General features: G+C 71.5%; 12 protein-coding genes and 2 pseudogenes. 11 read left to right on the top strand and 3 right to left on the bottom strand.

The window, feature by feature from the left end; genetic code table 11:
• Positions 1-159: 159 nt before the first annotated feature.
• The 8 genes and pseudogenes from AOK01_RS45265 to moeZ all read left to right on the top strand — a co-directional run.
• Positions 160-284: pseudogene (locus AOK01_RS45265) on the top strand (ABC transporter permease); the annotation flags it as partial.
• Positions 285-286: 2 nt separating this feature from the next.
• On the top strand, positions 287-1,114 hold an 828-nt coding region (locus AOK01_RS22275; protein ID WP_245702364.1), incomplete at its 5' end, for an ABC transporter permease.
• A gap of 23 nt (positions 1,115-1,137) precedes the next feature.
• Positions 1,138-2,910, top strand: a complete 1,773-nt coding sequence (locus AOK01_RS22270; protein WP_055514430.1) for a dipeptide ABC transporter ATP-binding protein — start codon at positions 1,138-1,140, stop codon at positions 2,908-2,910.
• A 190-nt stretch (positions 2,911-3,100) separates the two neighbouring features.
• Positions 3,101-4,864 carry a DUF3492 domain-containing protein gene (locus AOK01_RS22265; protein ID WP_055514428.1) on the top strand — a complete coding sequence of 588 codons (1,764 nt, stop codon included), beginning with the start codon at positions 3,101-3,103 and terminating at the stop codon, positions 4,862-4,864.
• Between the two features lie 206 nt (positions 4,865-5,070).
• Positions 5,071-6,345, top strand: a complete 1,275-nt coding sequence (locus AOK01_RS41520; protein WP_342671056.1) for a hypothetical protein — start codon at positions 5,071-5,073, stop codon at positions 6,343-6,345.
• Positions 6,346-6,495: 150 nt separating this feature from the next.
• Positions 6,496-7,455, top strand: coding sequence for an NAD-dependent epimerase/dehydratase family protein (locus tag AOK01_RS22255; protein WP_055514426.1), 960 nt, complete (start codon positions 6,496-6,498; stop codon positions 7,453-7,455).
• A complete protein-coding gene (locus AOK01_RS22250) occupies positions 7,443-8,192 on the top strand; it encodes a spherulation-specific family 4 protein (RefSeq protein ID WP_055514424.1) in 750 nt (249 codons plus the stop codon). Before AOK01_RS22255 ends, AOK01_RS22250 begins: the two co-directional genes overlap by 13 nt.
• A 63-nt stretch (positions 8,193-8,255) precedes the next feature.
• Positions 8,256-9,434: an adenylyltransferase/sulfurtransferase MoeZ gene (gene moeZ, locus AOK01_RS22245; RefSeq protein ID WP_055514422.1), complete on the top strand. Its 1,179-nt coding sequence runs from the start codon at positions 8,256-8,258 to the stop codon at positions 9,432-9,434.
• 128 nt (positions 9,435-9,562) lie between these two features.
• Here moeZ and AOK01_RS22240 read toward each other — a convergent pair whose 3' ends face one another.
• From AOK01_RS22240 to AOK01_RS22230, 3 genes are all read right to left on the bottom strand, one after another.
• A complete protein-coding gene (locus AOK01_RS22240) occupies positions 9,563-11,113 on the bottom strand; it encodes an alpha/beta hydrolase (RefSeq protein ID WP_055514420.1) in 1,551 nt (516 codons plus the stop codon).
• A 187-nt stretch (positions 11,114-11,300) separates the two neighbouring features.
• Entirely contained in the window at positions 11,301-12,851 is a 1,551-nt protein-coding gene (locus AOK01_RS22235) for an alpha/beta hydrolase (protein WP_055514418.1), read from the bottom strand.
• A 119-nt stretch (positions 12,852-12,970) separates the two neighbouring features.
• Positions 12,971-15,790 carry a lysylphosphatidylglycerol synthase transmembrane domain-containing protein gene (locus tag AOK01_RS22230; protein ID WP_055514416.1) on the bottom strand — a complete coding sequence of 940 codons (2,820 nt, stop codon included), beginning with the start codon at positions 15,788-15,790 and terminating at the stop codon, positions 12,971-12,973.
• A gap of 176 nt (positions 15,791-15,966) precedes the next feature.
• Here AOK01_RS22230 and AOK01_RS22225 point away from each other — a divergent pair, with 176 nt between their 5' ends.
• The 3 genes and pseudogenes from AOK01_RS22225 to AOK01_RS22215 form a co-directional block, all read left to right on the top strand.
• On the top strand, positions 15,967-16,392 hold the full coding sequence (locus AOK01_RS22225) for an MGMT family protein (protein WP_382033362.1): 426 nt from the start codon (positions 15,967-15,969) through the stop codon (positions 16,390-16,392).
• Positions 16,393-16,695: 303 nt separating this feature from the next.
• Complete coding sequence (locus AOK01_RS22220; RefSeq protein WP_079103656.1) at positions 16,696-20,172, top strand: ATP-dependent helicase; 3,477 nt, start codon at positions 16,696-16,698, stop codon at positions 20,170-20,172.
• A 255-nt stretch (positions 20,173-20,427) separates the two neighbouring features.
• Positions 20,428-21,231, top strand: a pseudogene (locus AOK01_RS22215) (UvrD-helicase domain-containing protein); the annotation flags it as partial.

The raw sequence follows: 21,231 nt of genomic DNA, 5'->3' as shown, positions 1-21,231 counted from the left end.
GGCCGGGGCGGACAAGGGGGCTGGGGCGGCCAAGAGGCCCGGCGGGTCTACGGAGCCTGGCGGGTTCACAGGGCCTGGCGGATCTGCGGAGCCCGGCAGGTCCGCGGAGCCCGGTGGGTCTCGGGTGTCGGTCGGCGAGTCGGAGCGGGGAGGTGCCTCATGAGCGGCTTCGCGGGGTTCGTCCTGCGGCGGGTCGTCGGCACCCTGATCACCCTGCTCGCCATCTCGGTGATCATCTACGTGGTCTTCTACGTCACCCCCGGCAACGTCGCCCAGATCACCTGNNCTGCACCTCGACGACCCGCTGTACGTGCGCTACTGGCACTTCCTGGCAGGGCTCGTCGCCGGCCAGGACTACTCGACCGGCACCTCGGTGCAGCACTGCCCGGCGCCCTGCCTCGGGCTGTCGTACCAGAGCGACCAGCAGGTCACCAAGCTGATCCTGGCGAAGCTGCCGGTCAGCCTGTCGCTCGTGTTCGGGGCCATGGTGATGTGGCTGATCCTCGGCGTCGGCACCGGCGTGCTCTCGGCATGGCGGCGCGGCCGGCTCTCCGAGCGGGTGCTGACCGGCATCACGCTCGTGGGCGTGGCCACGCCCGTCTTCGTCATCGGCCTGGTCCTGATGATCGTCGTCTGCGGCGAACTGGAACTGCTGCCCTTCCCGCAGTACGTGAACTTCACCGACGACCCCGAACAGTGGGCGTGGAACCTGCTGCTGCCATGGCTCTCGCTCGCCCTCATCGAAGCCGCCGCGTTCGCCCGGCTGACCAGGGCGTCGATGCTGGAGACGCTGGCCGAGGACCACATCCGTACCTTCCGGGCGTACGGCGTCGGTGAGCGCTCGGTCATCGGGCGGCACGCGCTGCGCGGGGCGTTCGCCCCGGTCATCGCGCTGAACGCCAACAACGTCGGCTCGGCCGTCGGCGGTGCGGTGCTCACCGAGACGCTCTTCGGCCTGCCCGGTATCGGAAGGGAACTGGTCCACGCCGTCGACGTCGTCGACCTTCCCGTGGTCGTCGGGATGGTCCTGGTCATCGGATTCTTCGTCGTCATCGCCAACGCCCTCGCGGACGTGCTCTACGCGGTGGCCGACCGACGGGTGGTACTGGCATGAGTCGCACGAGGTCCATAAGTCCCATGGGCCGTACGGGCCGTACGGGCGGTACGGGCGGTACGGGCGGTACGGGCGGTACGAGCCTGGTCGAAGTCTCTGAGCTCACCGTCGGATTCGGCGAACTGCGCGCCGTCGACGGGCTCTCCTTCCGGCTGGACAGGGGCGCCGCGCTCGCCCTGGTCGGCGAGTCGGGGTCGGGCAAGTCCACGGTCGCCTCGGCCCTGCTGGGGCTGCACCGCGGCACGGGCGCGCGGGTCGGCGGGTCGGTCGAAGTCGCCGGCGTCGACGTACAGCGGGCGTCGGACGACGAGCTTCGGCGGCTGCGCGGCGCGGGGGCCGCGATGGTCTTCCAGGACCCGCTGTCGTCCCTCGACCCGTACTACGCGATCGGGGACCAGATCGCCGAGGTGTACCGCGTGCACACGCGTGCGTCGCGGCGCGCGGCACGCGCGCGTGCCGTGGAGGTACTGGACCGGGTCGGGATACCGGACGCGGGGCGGCGGTCGCGGTCGCGTCCGCACGAGTTCAGCGGCGGGATGCGCCAGCGCGCGCTGATCGCCATGGCGCTGGCCTGTGAGCCGGACCTGCTGATCGCCGACGAGCCGACCACCGCGCTGGACGTGACCGTGCAGGCCCAGATCCTCGACCTGCTGCACACGCTGCGCGAGGAGACCGGGATGGGCCTGCTGCTCGTCACGCACGACGTGGGCGTCGCCGCCGAGAGCGTCGACGAGATCCTGGTCATGCGGCACGGACGCGTGGTCGAACACGGACCCGTCGCCACGGTCCTCGGAAAGCCCACGGAGTCCTACACCCGCGAACTGCTGGGCGCGGTACCACGCGTGGACGCACGCCGTACGAGGTCAGGACCGGCAGCCGGCACCCCGGCGGAGGAGGCCGCGCCGGAGGCGGTCGTGCTGGAAGCGGTCGGTCTGCGGCGTGAGTTCGGGCGCGGTAAGCGGGCGTTCGCGGCCGTCGACGACGTGTCGCTCACCGTCCGCCGGGGCGAGGCGCTCGGCATCGTGGGGGAGAGCGGCAGCGGCAAGACGACGTTGGGCCGCATGCTGGTCGGGCTGCTGGAACCGACGGCGGGGAGCATCAGCCCCGGCGGCGGGGTGCATCCCGACGTGCAGATGGTCTTCCAGGACCCCGTCTCCTCCCTCAACCCCCGTCGCAGCGTGGGCGAGTCGATCGCCGACCCCCTGCGGGCACGGATGATGCGGGCCCCCGCGCACGAGCGAACCCGACAGCAAGGAGGCGAGAGAGGGAAAGAACTGGGGAGAGAACGGGGAAGGGAACGGGGAAGGGAACGGGGGAGCGACGAAGGGCTGATCCGGGGACGCGTACGGGAACTGCTGGAGCGAGTGGGGCTCGAAGGGGACCACTACGACCGCTACCCGCACGAGTTCAGCGGCGGCCAGCGACAACGCGTGGGCATCGCGCGGGCACTCGCCGCCGACCCGCGGGTCATCGTGTGTGACGAACCGGTCTCCGCACTCGACGTCACCACCCAGGCCCAGGTGGTCGCCCTCCTCGACGAACTGCGACGGGAACTCGGCCTCGCCCTGGTCTTCGTCGCGCACGACCTCGCCGTCGTACGCCAGGTCAGCGACCGGGTCGCCGTGATGCGCCGCGGCCGGATCGTCGAGTACGGGCCCGCCGACGAGGTGTACGAGTCGCCCCGGGACCCGTACACGAAGCAGCTGCTCGCCGCCGTCCCCGCGCTGGACCCGGCGGTCGCCGCCGCCCGCCGCGCGGCCCGTCGAGCCGCCCGCCGACAACCGGCCGCGGTATGACGAAACGTGTTCGGTTGATCTCTTAGCGCGACGGAACGCGACCCGCACGGGAAAGTTACGACCGTTCACCCCTTTTGGTGGTGCGATGGACAACCGTCCATCGCACCACCGCCATGTCCGCATACGTTCGTCCCGCTGCGAGCCGCCGGGTCAACGGCGGCTCCCCATACGGGAGATCGGGGGTGCGCTCGTGCGCATCGGACTGCTTACGGAGGGTGGCTATCCGTATGTGAGCGGTGAGGCCAGGCTCTGGTGCGACCGGCTCGTGCGCGGGCTCGGGCAGCACGAGTTCGACATCTACGCCCTGAGCCGCAGCGAGCAGCAGGAGGACGAGGGCTGGATCCGGCTCCCCTCCCAGGTCAGCCGGGTACGCACCGCCCCGCTGTGGACGGCGGACGTCGACGGCGTCGGATACGGACGACGGGTCCGGCGCCGATTCGCCGAGTGTTACGGGGAGTTGGCGGCGGCCATATGCGCGGGCGACGCACTCGGCGGCGCCGTGGAGAACGCCTCGGCCGGTGTGGCGGACCGTTTCGGCAGCGCGCTGTACGGGCTTGCCGAACTGGCCCGGGACGAGGGCGGCCTGGTCGGCGCCCTCCGCTCGGAGACCGCAGTGCGCGCCCTCGAACACGCCTGCCGTGCGCCCGGCGCACTGCGGGCCGCCCGTACCGCGCGCGTGCCCGACCTGCTCACCGTCGCCGCCCAGGTGGAACGCGCGCTGCGTCCCCTCTCCCTCGACTGGTACGAGGACGACGGGCTCGACTCGGTCGACCTGTGCCACGCCACGTCCGGCGGCGTCGCGGCCCTGCCGGGGCTGCTCGCACACCACTTCTCGGGCATACCGCTGCTCCTCACGGAGTACGGGGTGCAACTGCGCGCGCACTATCTGGGCTCGCGCGAGGATCTGGAGGGGCGCGTGGCGTCCACTCCGGCACGGGCACTGCTCGCGGCCTTCCACGGCCGGCTCGCCGCCGAGGCGTACCGCCGGGCCACGGTCATCACACCCGGCAACACGCACGCCCGCCGCTGGCAGGAGCGCTGCGGCGCCGACCGGGCCAGAATCCGTACCGTCTATCCCGGCATGGACGCGTCCCGCTTCTCGGAGGTGGGCGACAGCGGCGAATGCGCCGCCGATCCGCACACCCTGGTGTGGGTCGGGCGCATCGAGCCCGCCAAGGACCTGACCTCGCTGCTGCACGCCTTCGCGGAGATCCGCAAGGCGGAGCCGAAGGCTCGGCTGCGGATCATCGGCGCCCCCGCCGAAGGGCCGGAGGGCGCCACCTACCTGGCGCACTGCAAGGCACTGGCCGCGCGGCTGCTCCCCTACGAGTACGGGTACGAGGCCGCCGGCATACGCGCCGTCGGCGACCACCCGGTCTCCTTCGAGGAGATCGGCGGTCCGCAGGCACCGACCCTCCCGGAGGCGTACGCGGCGGGCGCCCTCGTCGTCCTGTCCAGCGTCGTCGAAGGCTTCCCGATCAGCCTCGTCGAAGCGATGTTCTCCGGACGCGCCACGGTGTCCACGGACGTCGGCGCGGTCGTCGAGGTCATCGGCGGTACGGGGCTCGTGGTCCCGCCGCGCAATCCGCGGGCGCTCGCCGAGGCGTGCGTCGCCCTGCTGCGCGACCCCGAACGCCGGTCGCGCCTCGGCGCCGCCGCCCGCGCACGGGCACTCGAACTGTTCAGCGTCGAGCAGAACATCACGGCATTTCACGGCATTTACCTTGAGATCCTCTCGCGCTGTCCCGCCCGGCGGGTGGTCGTCGGCGCATCAGGTGAGCCCCTGCCGTTCGGCCTGCCCGCCGAGGCACACGTGCCGGGACGGCGGTGGCCGGAGCCCGGGACGCGCCCGGCGGCCAGGAGGCCGGGACCGACCTGGGCGGCGGGACCGCCGGTACGGGGCGCGTCCGCCGTTCCGGGCGCGCCGGTGCCCGTAGGGGAGGGGGCGTGGTGAGCGCGCGACGGATCGGGGACCTGCGGGGCGTGGGCGCCGAGGTGGGCGAGACGAGGGTGGTGGACGTCCAGGCGGGAGAGACACGCGTGGTGGACGTTCAGCTCGGCGAGTCGAGGATCGCGGACGTCCGACTGGGCGAGCCCCGCGTCGCACACGCGTGGCAGGGACCGTCGACGACGCCGGATGTCCGGTCCGAGTGGGACGCCGTGACGGTCACGGAGGAAACCCCCGCCGACCGTGTGCCCTCCGCCCCTCGCGGTGCCGCCGACCCGGTGAAGGCCCTGATGCACCGCCACCGGCAGCTGTGCGAGCGCGCGGTGGACCCGCTGGAGATCGCGGCGGGCCTGGAGGCGCACGGTGTGACCGACCGGACCGCCACGCACTTCCGGCACCGGGACGTCTTCTCGCTCGCCGAGGAGATGTACGCGCGAGCCCCCCGGGCAGAAGACCGCACCGAAGACACCGAAGGCACTGAAGGCACCGAGGACCCAGGGAAAACCGACAGCACTGGCAGCACTGGCAGCACTGGCAGCACTGGAAGTACCGGGAGCACCGGGAGCACCGGGAGCACCGGGAGTACCGGAGGCGCGGCATCGCGGTCCGAGGCGCCCGATCCCCTCGGGGCGCGTGCCGACTGGGCCGTACTCACGCTGCTGCCGGGCTTCCTGTGCGCGGCAGTCGTGGCCGGGCTGCGGTACACGGAGGGGCGGCCGCGCCTCGCGGTGACCGTCGTGGGCGTACTCGCCGTGGCCCTCGGCCTGCGCGCGGCCCTCAGCCGCGGCCCCCTGCACGCCACCTGGGCATGGTCCCCGACACCGTCCACGCGCGCGTGGACCTGGTGGCTCGTCGCCTACGCCCTCCTCGGCGACGGCCTGCTCGCCGCCGGCATCGAGGGCGGCCCCGAAGGACTGCCCACCGGTGGCTCCGACAGCCCCTGGCCGATCGCCCTCACGTCCGTCCTGGCCCTCGCCGCGGCCTGCGCCCCGGCGGCCTGGTGCGCGCACTTCTTCGCCGTACGCGCCCGCCGCCGACTGACCACCAGCCGGGCCCTGGAAGAGTTCGCCGCCTCCGTGAAACCCCTGCTCCTGGGCGTGTTCGGGCTGTTCCTCTGCGCCCTCGGCGGACTGCTCGCCCTGAGCGGGGCGGTGCTGGACGAGCCCGTCGCATACGCCGGAGCCGGCACCCTCGGCGCGCTCCTCCTGCTCGCCCGGCTTCTCACCGTGCACGGATTCACACACGCCCCCGCCGTGGTCGTCGCGACCGCGGGTCTGATCGAGACGGCGGCGCTCCTGAGTGTCTACGCGGGCCGCCTGCCCGGCGGCCGGGCGCTGGCCAGGCCCGTCGAGACGCTGACCGACGCCTGGGGGACGGGCGCGGTCCCTGCTCTCGCGTGCGGGGCCGCGGCGCTCGTCCTCCTGCTCCACGCGACCAGGACCCTCACCCGGGCCTCGGCCCACGCGGCCCGCGGCACGACGCCGTGAACCGCCACCGACTCTCGGCACCCCTGCCGAGTGCACCCCTTCCCGCGGAGCCGACACCGCGGGCCTCCCGCACGACCCATGGCAAAACCCTGAAGGAGAACGCCAGATGATCACCCTCCGCATCGGAGAGTCCGCCCCCGGAGCCGCCCGATGAGGGTGCTGCTGATCGGAGCCAACGGATACCTGGGCCGGTTCGTCGCCGACCGTCTCCTCGCCGACCCGGCCGTGCAGCTCACCGTGCTCGGCAGGGGCGACGACGCGGACGTACGCTTCGACCTCGCCAGCGGCAGCCCCGGAGCGCTCACCCGCTTCCTGGACGCGGTGCACCCCGGCGTCGTCGTCAACTGCGCCGGTGCCACCCGCGGCGGTGCCCGCGACCTCACGCGGCACAACACCGTCGCCGTCGCCACCGTCTGCGAGGCCCTGCGCCGCAGCGGATGCGGGGCACGCCTCGTGCAGATCGGCTGCGGCGCGGAGTACGGCCCCAGCCAGTCCGGGTCCTCCACGGCCGAGGACGCCGTGCCCCGCCCCGGCGGCCCCTACGGCGTCAGCAAGCTCGCCGCCACCGAACTGGTCCTCGGATCCGGCCTGGACGCCGTCGTCCTGCGGGTGTTCTCGCCCGCCGGACCCGGCACCCCGGCGGGCTCCCCCCTGGGACGTCTCGCCGAAGCCATGCGCCGCGCCATGCAGTCCGGCGACGGCGAACTGAAACTCGCCGGACTCGGCGTCCAGCGCGACTTCATCGACGTACGCGACGTCGCCCGTGCCGTCCATGCCGCCTCCCTCTCCGCCGCACAGGGCGTCATCAACATCGGATCCGGCCGTGCCGTACGCCTGCGCGACGCCGCCTCCGTCCTCGCGCGCGTCGCCGGATACGGCGGAGCCCTCCACGAACTCGACGGACCCTCCGGCCCCACCAGGCCGTCCATCGGCCACCCCCGCTCCGAAACGGAACATCCGGCCCCGGCCGCCTATCCGTACCCGGACGGCTGCGGCAGCTGGCAGCAGGCCGACGTGCGCACCGCACGCGACCGGCTCGGCTGGCGGCCCCGCATCACCCTTGAGGAATCCCTCGCCGATATCTGGATGGAGGCCGCATGCCGTATCTGACCAGCACCGCGACGGGCACCGCCACCACGGACCTGGGGGTCGGCTTCGGTGTCCCCGGCTATGCGCACCCCCTGGTCGCCCCGGTCGAATGGAGCGAACTCACCCGCCCCGGCGCCCCCTTGCACTGGGTCGTCCTGAACGTCTCCGACGGGCCCGGCGCGCGCCCCGACCCGCACTGTCTGGAAGCCGCCGGACGCCTGCGCAACGCGGGCGTCCGCGTCCTCGGCCACCTGGACGTGACGTACGGCGCACGCGCCTTCGGCGAACTCGTCTCCGACGCGCACCACTATCTCGACTGGTACCAGGTCGACGGCTTCCTCCTGGACCGCTGTCCCACGGAGCGGACAGCGCTCCCGGAGATCCGGCGCACGACCGGCACCCTGCGAGCACTCCTCGGAGGCGGCCACCTCGTCCTCGGCCACGGCACGCACCCGTATCCCGGTTACGCCGAAACCGCCGACCAGTTGGTGACCTTCTCCGGGCCCTGGCGCGACTACCGCTGGTCGCAGGTGGCGGAGTGGACCGCCGAGTACCCGCCCGAGCACTTCTGCCACTTCGTGCACGGTGTGCCCCGCGGGCACCTGGACGAGGCTCTGCGCATCGCCCGCTGGCAGGGCGCCTCGACGATCTACTTCACCGACCGCACGGACCGCGGAGGTTCGGCCGGCCCCTGGGAGAGTCTGCCCGGGTACTGGGACACACTCGTCTCGCGGATCGGAACGGGTGTCTCGGAATGAAGAAGGGCGTGGCAGTGTTACGAGGAGAACAACTGTAGTGATTGACCGACCAACGGAGTCCCCGTGTCGCTGCCACCCCTGGTCGAGCCAGCTGCTGAGCTCACCGTAGACGAGGTCCGCAGGTACTCCCGCCACCTGATCATCCCCGACGTGGGCATGGACGGGCAGAAGCGGCTGAAGAACGCCAAGGTGCTCTGTGTGGGCGCCGGCGGTCTGGGCTCGCCGGCGCTGATGTACCTGGCCGCAGCAGGCGTGGGCACGCTCGGCATCGTGGAGTTCGACGAGGTCGACGAGTCGAACCTGCAGCGCCAGATCATCCACAGCCAGGCGGACATCGGCCGCTCCAAGGCCGCGTCGGCCCGCGACAGCGTGCTCGGCATCAACCCCTATGTGAACGTTGTCCTTCACGAAGAGCGGCTTGAGGCCGAGAACGTGATGGAGATCTTCAGCCAGTACGACCTGATCGTCGACGGCACGGACAACTTCGCGACCCGCTACCTGGTCAACGACGCGTGCGTGCTGCTCAACAAGCCGTACGTCTGGGGCTCGATCTACCGCTTCGACGGCCAGGCCTCCGTGTTCTGGTCCGAGCACGGGCCCTGCTACCGCTGCCTCTACCCGGAGCCCCCGCCCCCCGGCATGGTTCCCTCCTGCGCCGAGGGCGGTGTCCTCGGCGTGCTGTGCGCGTCCATCGGCTCCATCCAGGTCAACGAGGCCATCAAGCTCCTCGCGGGCATCGGTGAGCCGCTCGTCGGCCGCCTGATGATCTACGACGCCCTGGAGATGCAGTACCGCCAGGTCAAGGTCCGCAAGGACCCCGACTGCGCGGTCTGCGGCGAGAACCCCACCGTCACCGAACTCATCGACTACGAGGCCTTCTGCGGCGTCGTCTCCGAAGAGGCCCAGGCGGCGGCCGCCGGCTCGACGATCACTCCCAAGCAGCTCAAGGAGTGGATCGACGACGGCGAGAACATCGAGATCATCGACGTCCGCGAGATCAACGAGTACGAGATCGTCTCGATCCCCGGCGCCAAGCTGATCCCGAAGGACGGGTTCCTCATGGGCACCGCCCTGGAGACCCTCCCGCAGGACAAGAAGATCGTCCTGCACTGCAAGACGGGTGTCCGCAGCGCGGAGGTCCTCGCGGTCCTCAAGTCGGCTGGATTCGCCGACGCCGTGCACGTGGGCGGCGGCGTGATCGGCTGGGTCAACCAGATCGAACCGGAGAAGCCGATCTACTAGGACAGGACCTGGGCACTCACTGCATGGAGAGGGGCTCGGCGCCGCGTGCGCCGGGCCCCTCTCCGGCACCTGGGAGCGATGCGTTTCCGCCGTCCCGGCGGCAGGGGCCGCTGCGAAGCCTGCGGGCCCTACGAACCGCAGACCTTGCCGTCGTCCGGCACCGATCCGTCCAGCAGGTAGTCGTCCACCGTGCTGTCGACGCAGCTGCTCCCGCTCCCGTACGCGCCGTGCCCCTCGCCCTTCCAGGTGAGCTGCACACCGACCCCCTTGCCCAGCTCGTCCGCCATCTTGCGAGCACCCTCGTACGGTGTCGCCGGGTCGCCGGTGTTGCCCACCACCAGCACGGGCTCCGCGCCGGCCGCGCTCACCTCCGGCGTCTCGTGCTGCCCGGCCACCGGCCAGTCGTGGCACCAGCCGGCCGTGTCCCAGCCCATGGAGTCCCCGAACACCGGCGAGATCTTCCGGAACTCGGCGAGCCGCTTTCTCGCCTCCTCGGGCGTCGGCCGCTCCTTGTCGTCCAAGCACGATATGACCCGTTGGGAATGCGTGGTCGTGCCGTAGCGGCCCGAGGCGTCACGGTCGTTGTAACTGTCGGCCTGCGCGAGCAGCTCCGTACCGTCGCCGTCCTCGGCGGCTTCGAGCGCGCCGGTGAGAGCGGGCCAGGACGACTTGCTGTAGAGCGGGTAGACGATGCCCGTGAGGGCCAGCTGCTGTGTCAGGTCGCGGCCGCTCGCGGTCGGCAGCGGCTTCGAGTCGATCCGCTTCAGCAGGTCCACGATCTTCTGGGAGCCCTGCGTGGGGTTCTGGCCCGTGGATTTCAGGTAGTCCTCCAGGGCGCGCTGGAAGCCCCTGGCCTGGTTCTCCGCGTGGCCCACCGTGCCGGCGCTCGGGTCGACGACCGCGTCCAGGACCAGCCGCCCCACGTTCTTGGGGTACAAGTGGGCGTACACGCCGCCCAGTTCGGTGCCGTACGAGATGCCGAAGTAGTGCATTTTCCGGTCGTCGAGGACATGCCGCATCAGGTCCATGTCCCGGGCCGTGTCGGTCGTCGAGACATGGCCCAGGAGCTTGCCCGCCGACTTCTCGCAGCCCTTGCCGAAGTCGGCGGCGTCCTTGAGGAACGTGGTCTCTTCGGCGGAGGTGTCCGGTGTGGTGTCGACCGCCTCGGCGGCCTGTATCTCCTTGTCGCTGCGACAGCGCACGCCCTCGCTCGCGGCGACGCCGCGCGGGTCCCAGCTGACCAGGTCGTACCGCTCGTGGAGCTTCGCGAACGACGGCCCGAACGACGGCAGGTAGTCGACACCCGAGCCGCCCGGACCGCCGAAGTTGAACAACAGCGAGCCGATACGGTCCTTCGAAGATCCGCTCGACTCACTGCGGATCAGCGCCAGGCCGATGGTCTCGCCCGTCGGCTTCGCCCAGTCCAGCGGCACCTTGAGCGTCGCGCACCGCCAGTCCCCACCGGGCGCGGGGCCGGTCTCCGTGGCCTTGCAGCCGCCCCAGTCGAGCTTCTGCGAGGTGAGTGAGGCGGGCAGCCCCGGCGTCGTGCCGGAGGAAGAGCCGGCGGCCGACGCCCCGCCGTCGGCGTCGTTCCCGTCGTCGGTCCCGGACGACCCGCTGCAGCCGGCCACCAGCAACGCGGCGGCGGCCAGCGCCGTCCACCGTGCGATACGTGCCATGAACTTCCCCCCTCGCATCGTCGTCCGCCGGATGCTGCGGATGACAGTCAGGCCATACTAGGCAGATCTCCGCGAGCCCCGCGTAGGCCTGTGGATAACTGTCTGACCTGCGGGTTCGTGGGTTGAATCCGATGTTTTGCGACATGACGGGCCCAGCATTCCCACCGGCCGGAGAGCGGACGAGCGCTCAGGAGCAGACCGTGCCGGTCGACGGGACCCTGCCGTTCAGCAGATAGCCGTTCACCGCGTCGCGCACGCACTTGTTCCCGCTGTCGTACGCCCCGTGCCCCTGCCCCTTGTACGTCAGCTCGGCACCGACACCCTTGCCCAGCGCATCCACCATCTTCCGGGCGCCCTCGTACGGGGTCGCCGGGTCGCCGGTGTTGCCGACCACGAGGATCGGCGCCGAGCCGGCCGCGCTCACGTCGGGATGATCGGCGGCGCCCGCCACGGTCCAGTCGGTGCAGCCGACCATGCCCCACGCCAGATAGTCGCCGAAGAGAGGAGAGGCCTTGCGGAACTCCGGGAGCTTCGCCCGCACGTCGGCGGTGGTGTAGCGCGGTTTGTCGTCCGCGCAGCTGATGGAGACGTTGGCGGCGCTGATGTTGCTGTACTCGCCGTCCTGGTCGCGCCCGTTCATCGAGTCGGACAGCAGCATCAGAACCTTGCCGTCGCCGTCGTACGCCTGCTGGAGTCCCTCGGTGAGGTACTCCCAGAACTCCTGGGAGTACAGGGACTGCGCGATGCCGCTGGTGGCGGCGGTCTGGGTGAGCCTGCGGGGGAAAACGCCCGGGATCGGCCTGCCGTCGAGGTCCTTGAGCAGCTTGGCGATCCGGTCCTTCACGTCCTGCGTACTGTCCCCGAGCGGGCAGTCCTGCGTCTTCGAGGTGCAGTCCTCGGCGAAGTTGTCGAGCGCGCGCTGGAAGCCCTTGGCCTGGCCGAGTGACCCCTGTTCGGGGTTCTGCGTCGGGTCCACGACGGCGTCGAACACGGCCCGCCCTACCTTCTTGGGGAACAGATGCGCGTACACGCCGCCCAGCTCGGTGCCGTACGAGATGCCGAAGTAGTGCAGCCGGTCGTCGCCGAGGACCTGGCGCATCAGGTCCATGTCGCGGGCCGCGTCGGTGGTGCGTACGTGCGGCAGGACCTTCCCGGAGTTCTTCTCGCAGGCCTTGTTGAACTTCTTCGTGCTGTCCAGGAGGGTCCGCTGTTCGGCGGCGTCGTCCGGGGTGCCGTCCTGCTGGAAGTACGCGTCGAGCTGTTCGTCGTTCTCGCACTTCACACCGGCGCTGCGGCCGACGCCGCGCGGGTCGAAACTGACCAGGTCGTAGCGGGTGCGCAGCTGTTTGTAGTCCTGGCCGAACGCGGGGAGGGTGGTGATGCCCGAGCCGCCCGGACCGCCGAAGTTGAAGAGCAGCGAACCGATGCGCCGGTCCTCGGGGCCGCTCGCCTCCGCGCGGATCAGCGCGAGTCCGATGGTGTCCCCCTTGGGCTTCTCCCAGTCGAGGGGTGCCTTCAAGGTCGCGCACTTCCAGGTGTCGCCGCCCGGCAGGGGCGACGGGGCGTCCCCGCCGCCCTCGGACGCGGACGGCTCCGGGCAATCCTTCCAGCTGAGCTTCTGCGCCGACAGGTCCTCGTCCTTGGAGTCGCCGTCGTCGCCGCATCCGGCGAGGGCCCCCAGCAGCAGGAGGGCGGTGGCGGTCAGAGCGGTGGCCCGCGGCGGGGAAGGATTCGGCATGTTCCCATCCTGAGGTCGCTCGGGACGGGCCGCTCGGGGCGCGGGCCGTGCGGGTGAGGAACCCCGGACTCCGGACTCCGGCCCCGCGGACCCCCGACCCCGGACCGTCCGTCTCCGGCCTAGAGCGCGCCCTTGCGCGTCAGGTGGTTGAAGAACAGCCATCCCGGCAGCACGGGCAGCCACAGCGTGAGAAGGCGGTACAGGAGCACGGCGGGAGCCGCGACCTCCTTGGGGAGCCCGACCGCGATCAGACCGACCGTCAGGGTGGCCTCGACCGCGCCCACACCGCCCGGGGTGGGCGCCGCGGAGCCGAGCGCGTTTCCGGCGAGGAAGACGACGGCCACGCTGGCGATGCTGATCGTGGGCATGTCCTCGGTGCCGAACGCCCGGATCGACGCGTCCAGGCACATCACGAAACAGGCCGTCAGCAGGAGCATGCCGCCGATGCCGGTGATCAGCTTCTGTGGCCGCTGGAGGACGTCCAGCATGCGCGGGACGACACCCGCGAAAAGCGACCGCACGCGCGTGACCACGAATTTCCGCAGGAACGGCACCGAGGTCACCACGAGGACGAGGACTGCGACGGTCAGCAGACCGGCGATGACCGTCCGGGACGGCGACAAGGAGGGCGTCTTCTCGGTACCGGTCAGATATCCGAACGACAGCAGCATCAGGATGTGACAGCCGAGCCCGAACAACTGCGACGCGCCGACGCTCGCCACCGCGAGCCCCGGCCGCACCCCGGCGCGCTGGAGGAACCGCGTGTTCAGGGCGACGCCGCCCACCGCCGCGGGGGCCACGATCTTCACGAAGGACCCGGCGACCTGCGCCGCCACGGCCCGGACGAACGGCACCCGTTCGGGCACGAAGCCCAGCAGACTCATGGCCGCCGCGAAGTAGCTCAGCATCGAGAAGAGCACAGCCGCGGCGACCCAGCCCCACTGGGCGCTCTCGAAGAGCGTGCCGAATTCGATGTGCGTGAGCTGCGTCAGCAGGAAGTACGCGCCGAACGCGCCCGCGATGAAACTGATCAGCGTGCGCGGGCGGATGCGCTCCAGACGGGCCGGCTCGACCGGTGCCTGCGGCCTGATCAGCAGCACCTGGTGGCGGATCTGGGTGAGCAGATCCTCCTCGCGGGCCTCCTCCAACGCCTCGTCGATCGCCCGCTTCTCGGCCCGCTGCTCGGCACGTACGGCCTTCTTGTCGGGCTTTTCGAGGACGGGTCTGGTCTCTTCGGGTGTGTCCTCGTGCTCGGCGGCGCGGGCCAGTCTGGCCTGCCGGGAGGCTTCCAGGACCGCCTCGCGCTCGCGCTCCGAACGCTCCCGGGCCAGTTTCCGCAGCGTCGCGCGGTGGGAGCGCGTGAGCGCGATCGGCTGCAGCATGGGCAGGCAGTCGGCGACCGCGTCCGGGCCCAGCACGCCGACGGCCGAGGCCACCGCGCGCTCCGCGCCGACCCGCAGGCCGAGTGTGGTCACCAACTGCGCCACGTCCATGCGCAGCATCAGCTCACCGGCCGCGATCTCGCCGTTGCGCAGGTCCGTGAGGATCACCGTGCCGGAACGATCCACCAGGATCGCGTCACCCGCCAGCCTGCGGTGCGCGATGCGCCGCGACTGCAGCGCCTGCACCTGGTGCCAGGTCTCGCGCAGCAGGTCGTCGGTGATGGCCTCGTCCGGCAGCGTGTCGAGGGTGTGCCCGCCGATGTGCTCGTAGACCAGCATCACGGCGTCCGGGCCGAGCTCGGAGGTCGCGATCAGCTTCGGCGCGTTGGCCCCGGCCGCGATGGCCGCGTACGCGAGGAGCGCCTCCTGCTCCAGGGCCTGGCGCAGCGACTGGAGGCTGCGGCGTGTGGTGATGCCGCGCAGCGTCAGACGGCGCCACACGCGGTAGAAGAAGCCCTGTGCCTGCTGTTCCCGGTCCACGACCGTGACGTCCAGTGGGGTGCCGTCCTGGAGTGTCACGAAGTACCGGCGGCCGCGGTCGCCGTCCGGGGCCTCCGGGGTCTCGTCCCGTGCCGCGCTCACCGGGTGGAAGCCGACGTGCCGCAGGCCCGCCATCAGGGTCCGGCCCGTCGGCCGTACGTTCGGCGAACCGACCGCGTACAGCGTCCCGTACGCCACACTCCAGCCGATCAGGACCGTGAGGATGATCGAGAAGGGGGTCGTGTAGCCGGTGACCAGCATGGAGAAGGCGTCGAGCATCAGGACGACCCACAGGACCGCACGCCAGCGCGGCCGTCGCGACATGCCGACGGCCGTCATGTACGCGATGACCGGCGCGAGGTAGCCGTGCACCGGGTCGGTCAGGGCGTGGATGTCGCCGGGCGAGGGCTGGGTGAGCGCCTTCTGGATCGAGTCCGGCGCGGCCTTGGCGACCCACAGGTCGGTGGCGAGGGTCACGCCGTGGGCGAGGACCGCGGCCAGCACGCCGTCGGCGATCCGCAGCCCGTCCCGCTTGATCAGCCGCTCGATGGCGAAGGCGACCGGCACCAGGAGGATCGCGATGCTCGACGCGAGGCCGGCGAACTTGATCAGCAGGTCGGGTGCTTCGTCGGTGCCCTTGTTGATGTCCTGCGCCAGCCCCGACGTCGTGCCGTGCGCGAACGCGGCGATCGACAGCAGTATGGCGACCGCGAGGACGCCCACCAGGAGGCGCATCAGGTCGGAGGGACGGTGCACGCGCGCGGGGAGCAGCGGTTCGTCGCCCTCGACCTCTTCGGAGGGGGCGTCGTCGGCCGCGCAGTCGGTCTCCTCGGCTCCGCTCTCCTTGCGCATGTCCTTCTTCCAGGACGTGTCCGGATGCCCGGACGTCACCGACGCCTCCACGGATGCCTCCGACGATTCCGGAAGGCTCTCGTCCGTATCGTCGCCGGTATCCGGGCGCGACGAAACCTCAGAGGTGCCCTCCGCCTCTTCGGGGTGCACACCCTGCTGTTTCATCGTCTCTTCTTGGTCTCGTATCACCAGTAACCGCCCGCATGATGGTGGCATGCCCTGCTGACACAGGGGGGCATCAGGGTGCAATGCGGGGGCGCACAGTCTGCCCGAAGCGCTCTTTCGGGGCGAGGGATACGCACAGTCGCCGCCGTGTCACGTTGTCGGTGCGGTGGTGCAGGATGGGCCGGATGAGCGAGCAGAGCCACCCGGCGGACGCCTTGCCGGAGTACGCGGAGCGGGTCCTCGACGTCGCCGACCGGATTCCGCCCGGGCGCGTCATGACGTACGGAGACGTGGCGGAGTGGCTGGAGGAGGGCGGCCCGCGACAGGTCGGCCGGGTGATGGCCCTCTACGGAGGAGCCGTTCCGTGGTGGCGGGTCGTCCGCGCGGACGGGCTGTTGCTTCCCGGCCACGAACTGGAGGCACTGGCGCACTACCGGACCGAGGGCACGCCTCTCAAGGAGGCGAGCAGGGCCTCCGAAGGCCATCTCCCGCGGATCGACATGAAACAGGCCCGGTGGGACGGCGGCGATCGCGTGGAGGGTCACACCCGACAGCTCCCGGCACAGGACCGCCGGAGGAAGAGCGAGGAGAGGGAGAGGTGACCCGTACGGGGGAACGCGGGCACGCCCCGGGCATGCCGTACGTTCGTGAAGCGGGAGACACCGGTGCCGGGAGGGAACACAGGGAAGCGCTGCTTCCACGGCATCCACCGGCGTAGCGTCGACGGCACGCGTCACGTTCGTCCCGCGGCCGCCGCCCATCTCGCGCCGCCGATCTGCCATCCGTCGCCCGAGCACGATTCCTCAGCTTCCCTCAGCAGCCCTGAACGAAGGCGTTCCGCGAACGAAGGCGTTCCGCGCCGACCGTGACAACCCCCAGCACACCCACCAGGACCGGCGAACCACGTGAGCTCCTCTTCATCCGTCAGGCGCCTGTCGTACCCCCAGGGTCGACAGGGGACCCGTGGCGCTTACCGGCTGGTCCGTACCCCGCCGGCCCGGGTGGCTCCCCCTCTGCTGGACGCAGCACAGCGCGCGGCGGTTGACCACCGGAGCGGTCCGTTGCTCGTCCTCGCAGGTCCCGGCACCGGCAAGACGACCACACTCGTCGAGTCCGTGGCGGCCCGGATCGCGCGCGGCACCGACCCCGAGCGGATTCTGGTACTGACGTTCAGCCGCAAGGCCGCCGTGGAACTGCGTGACCGCATGGCGCTGCGCATAGGGGCGGCCCGCGCGCCCCAGGCGACCACCTTCCACTCCTTCTGCTACGCCCTGGTCCGGGCCCACCAGGACAGTGACCTGTTCGTGGAACCGATGCGGCTGCTCTCCGGTCCCGAACAGGACGTGGCGGTACGGGAACTCCTCGCGGGCCAGCCCGGCCTTGAGCGGCTCGGGCTCGCCCATGTGCGCTGGCCCGACGAACTGCGTGCCTGCCTGACGACACGCGGCTTCGCCGACGAGGTCCGCGCGGTCCTCGCCCGCAGCCGCGAACTGGGCCTCGGCCCCGACGCCCTCCAGACCTTCGCCCAGCGCATCGGCCGCCCCGACTGGCTCGCGGCCTCCGCCTTCCTCGCCGAGTACCTCGACGTGCTCGACATGCAAGGAGTGCTCGACTACGCGGAACTGGTGCACCGCGCGGTACTGCTCGCCCGGCGCCCTGGCGTGGCCGAACGCCTCGCCGAGCGGTACGACGCGGTCTTCGTCGACGAGTACCAGGACACCGATCCGGCGCAGCTGCGGCTCCTGCACGCGCTCGCGGGAGGTGGCCGCACCCTGGTGGCCTTCGGCGACCCCGACCAGTCGATCTACGCGTTCCGGGGCGCCGACGTGAACGGCATCCTGGAGTTCCCGGACACCTTCCCGCGCGCGGACGGCACACCGGCACCGGTCGAGGTCCTGAGGACGTCACGCCGGTCGGGCGCGGACCTGCTGGCAGCCACCAGACGGCTGACCCAGCGGATGCCCCTGACCCGCCTCCCGGCCGAGAAGGTACGAGCCCACAGGGAGCTCGCCCATGTACGGGACGGCGGCCATGTGGAGGTCTACACGTACCCGACCTCCGGTACGGAGCTGGACAACATCGCGGACATCCTGCGCCGCGCCCATCTGGAGGACGGCGTTCCGTGGAACGAGATGGCCGTTCTGGTACGCGCCGGTTCCCGCACCATTCCGACGATCCGCCGCACGCTCACGTCGGCCGGTGTTCCCCTCGACATCGACGGCGACGACCTGCCACTGCGCCACGAACCGGCGGTGACACCCCTGCTGACGGCGCTCAAGGCGGTGGCCGCAGCGGAGCTGGGGGAGACGGCACAGGACCCGGCCCCGGCGGGCGAGGAGCCCGCAACGGCAGACGAGGAACCGGCGGAGGCTGGCCCCGAGGACTCAGAGGACTCAGAGTCGGCACCAGAGGGCGCCGAACCGGTCGAGAGCCGCCCCTCCGAAGAGCCGGCCCCGGAACAGGGGTCCGTCGCGGAGAGCCCGGAACAGCGGCCCGTACCGGAGAAGCCGTGGCTCGACGTCGAGACCGCGCTCACCCTGCTCGCGTCGCCGCTGGCCGGCATGGACGCCGCCGACCTGCGCCGCCTGGGCCGCGCCCTGCGCGAGGAGGAGCGCGCCGCGGGCAACCATCTGCCGCCGCCGTCCGACGAACTGCTGGCGTGGGCACTGGCCGAGCCGGAGCGGCTGGTCACCCACGATCCCTCGTACGCGCGCGGGGCCCAGCGTCTGGGCGCCCTCCTGCGCAAGGCGCGCGAGCGTCTCGCGGGCGGCGGCACCGCCGAGGAGGCGCTCTGGGAGCTGTGGGACGGCACGCCCTGGCCGCAACGCCTGGAGCGGGCGGCCCGGCGCGGCGGCGCGGCCGGGCGCAACGCGGACCGTGACCTCGACGCCGTGTGCGCGCTGTTCGCGACCGCCGCCCGCGCCGAGGAGCGCACCGGCGGCCGCGGCGCCCTCAACTTCCTGGAGGAGGTCGATGCCCAGGACATCGCCGCCGACACGCTCACCCGAAGGGCCGTGCGCCCCGACGCCGTACGTCTGATGACCGCGCACCGCTCCAAGGGCCTGGAGTGGCGGCTCGTCGTCGTCGCGGGCGTACAGGAGGGACTGTGGCCCGATCTGCGCCGTCGGGGCTCCCTCCTGGAGGCCGACCGCATCGGACGGGACGGTCTCGCGGAGCCGCTCACCCCCGGAGCGCTCCTCTCCGAAGAACGCCGTCTGTTCTACGTGGCCGCCACGCGCGCGCGTGAACGCCTCGTCGTCACCGCCGTAAAGGCCCCCGCCGACGACGGCGACCAGCCGTCCCGCTTCCTCACCGAACTCGGCGTGGAGCCCAAGGACATAACGGGCCGCCCCCGCCGCCCCCTGTCCGTCGCCGCGCTCGTCGCCGAACTGCGGGCCACGACGGTCGACCCCCGCGTCTCGGACACCCTCAGGGAGGCGGCGGCCCGCCGCCTCGGCAGGCTCGCCGCGCTCGGCGACGAGGACGGCCGCCCCCTGGTGCCGTCCGCGCACCCCTACCGCTGGTGGGGCATGTACGAACCCACCGAGAGCAAGGTGCCGCTGCGCGACCGCGACCATCCCGTCGTGCTCTCCGGGAGCGCCCTTGACCAACTCGCCAACACCTGTGCCCTGCAGTGGTTCCTCGGACGCGAGGTGAAGGCCGACGCCCCGGCGACCGTCGCCCAGGGCTTCGGCAACGTGGTGCACGTCCTGGCCGACGAGGTCGCCTCCGGCCGCACGCCCGCGGACCTCGCCGTCCTCATGGAGCGCCTCGACTCCGTGTGGGAGGCGCTCGCCTTCGACGCGCCCTGGAAGTCGGCACAGGAGAAGGAGCACGCACGCGTGGCGCTCGAACGCTTCCTGAAGTGGCACGTCATGGACCGCGCCGAACGCACTCCGGTGGCCAGCGAACACGACTTCGACGTCACCCTCGAAGCGGGTTCCTACGAAGTGCGCATCCGCGGCTCCATGGACCGCGTCGAGCGGGACGCCGAGGGCCGCGCCTACGTGGTCGACTTCAAGACCGGCAAACAGGCACCGAGCGCCGCCGACGTGGCCCACCACCCGCAGCTCGCCGTCTACCAGCTCGCTGTCCACGAGGGCGCCGTCGACGAGGCCTTCGACGGCGTACGCCCCGAGCCGGGCGGTGCCGAACTCGTCCAGCTCCGCCAGGGCGCCCCCAAGAAGGACGGCGGCGAGACCCTGCCCAAGGTGCAGGCACAGCAGCCGCTGGAGGGGGAGTGGGTCGGCGACCTGCTCGCCACCGCCGCGGGCAAGGTCCTCGACGAACGGTTCACGCCGACGACGGGGCAGCACTGCACGCACTGCGCGTTCCGGGCCTCGTGCAGCGCGCGCCCGGAGGGACGCCACGTCGTCGAGTGACGGGCGCGACCCCCGGAGTCGTACGGGAAGTGACATACGGCACCACACGCGCTGACCTGCGCATCCTCCGACCCGGACGGCGAATCGGCACCGACTGTCAGTGGGCGCGGCTAGCCTCTCTGACGTGCCATCCCGTATCTCCGATCCCGAGCAGCTCAAGGAGCTCCTGGGGATCCCGTTCACCCCGGAGCAGACGGCCTGCATCACCGCACCGCCCGCCCCGCAGGTGATCGTGGCCGGAGCCGGCTCCGGCNNCCGAGCAGGTCCTCGGCCTGACCTTCACCAACAAGGCGGCGGGCGAGCTCGCCGAGCGCGTACGGAAGGCCCTGATCAAGGCCGGGGTCACCGACCCGGACGTGATCGACCCGGACAATCCGCCGGGCGAGCCGGTGATCTCCACCTACCACGCCTTCGCCGGCCACCTGCTGACCGACCACGGGCTGCGCATCGGCCTCGAACCCACCGCGCGCCTCCTCGCCGACGCGACGCGCTACCAGCTCGCCGCACGCGTCCTGCGCGAGGCACCGGGCCCGTATCCCGCCCTCACCCGCTCCTTCCCCGACCTGGTCAGCGACCTCCTCACGCTCGACTCCGAGCTCGCCGAACACCTCGTACGCCCCGAGGACCTGCGCGCGTACGACGCCCGGCTGCTGAGCGACCTGGAGGGTGCCAAGCTCACCAACGCCGACCTGCGCAAGGTCCCGGAGACGGCCGCCGCCCGGCGTGAACTGACCGAGCTGGTGAGCCGCTACAGGAAGGCCAAGCGCGAGCGCGACCTCCTCGACTTCGGCGACCAGATCGCCCTCTCGGCGACCCTCGCCCGCACCCGCTCCGAAGTCGGCGGCATCCTGCGCGACGAGTTCAGGGTGGTCCTCCTCGACGAGTACCAGGACACGTCCGTCGCCCAACGCATCCTCTTGGCGGGCCTGTTCGGCGGCGGCACGGGCCACCCGGTGACCGCCGTCGGAGACCCCTGCCAGGCCATCTACGGCTGGCGCGGCGCCTCCGTGGCCAACCTCGACGACTTCCCCGAACACTTCGCACACGCGGACGGCCGCC

Source organism: Streptomyces aurantiacus, assembly GCF_001418335.1.
GTDB classification, from domain to species: Bacteria; Actinomycetota; Actinomycetes; order Streptomycetales; family Streptomycetaceae; genus Streptomyces; species Streptomyces aurantiacus.
The sequence above is the reverse complement of the archived record's forward strand: the minus strand, read 5'-3'. Positions and strand labels throughout refer to the sequence as shown.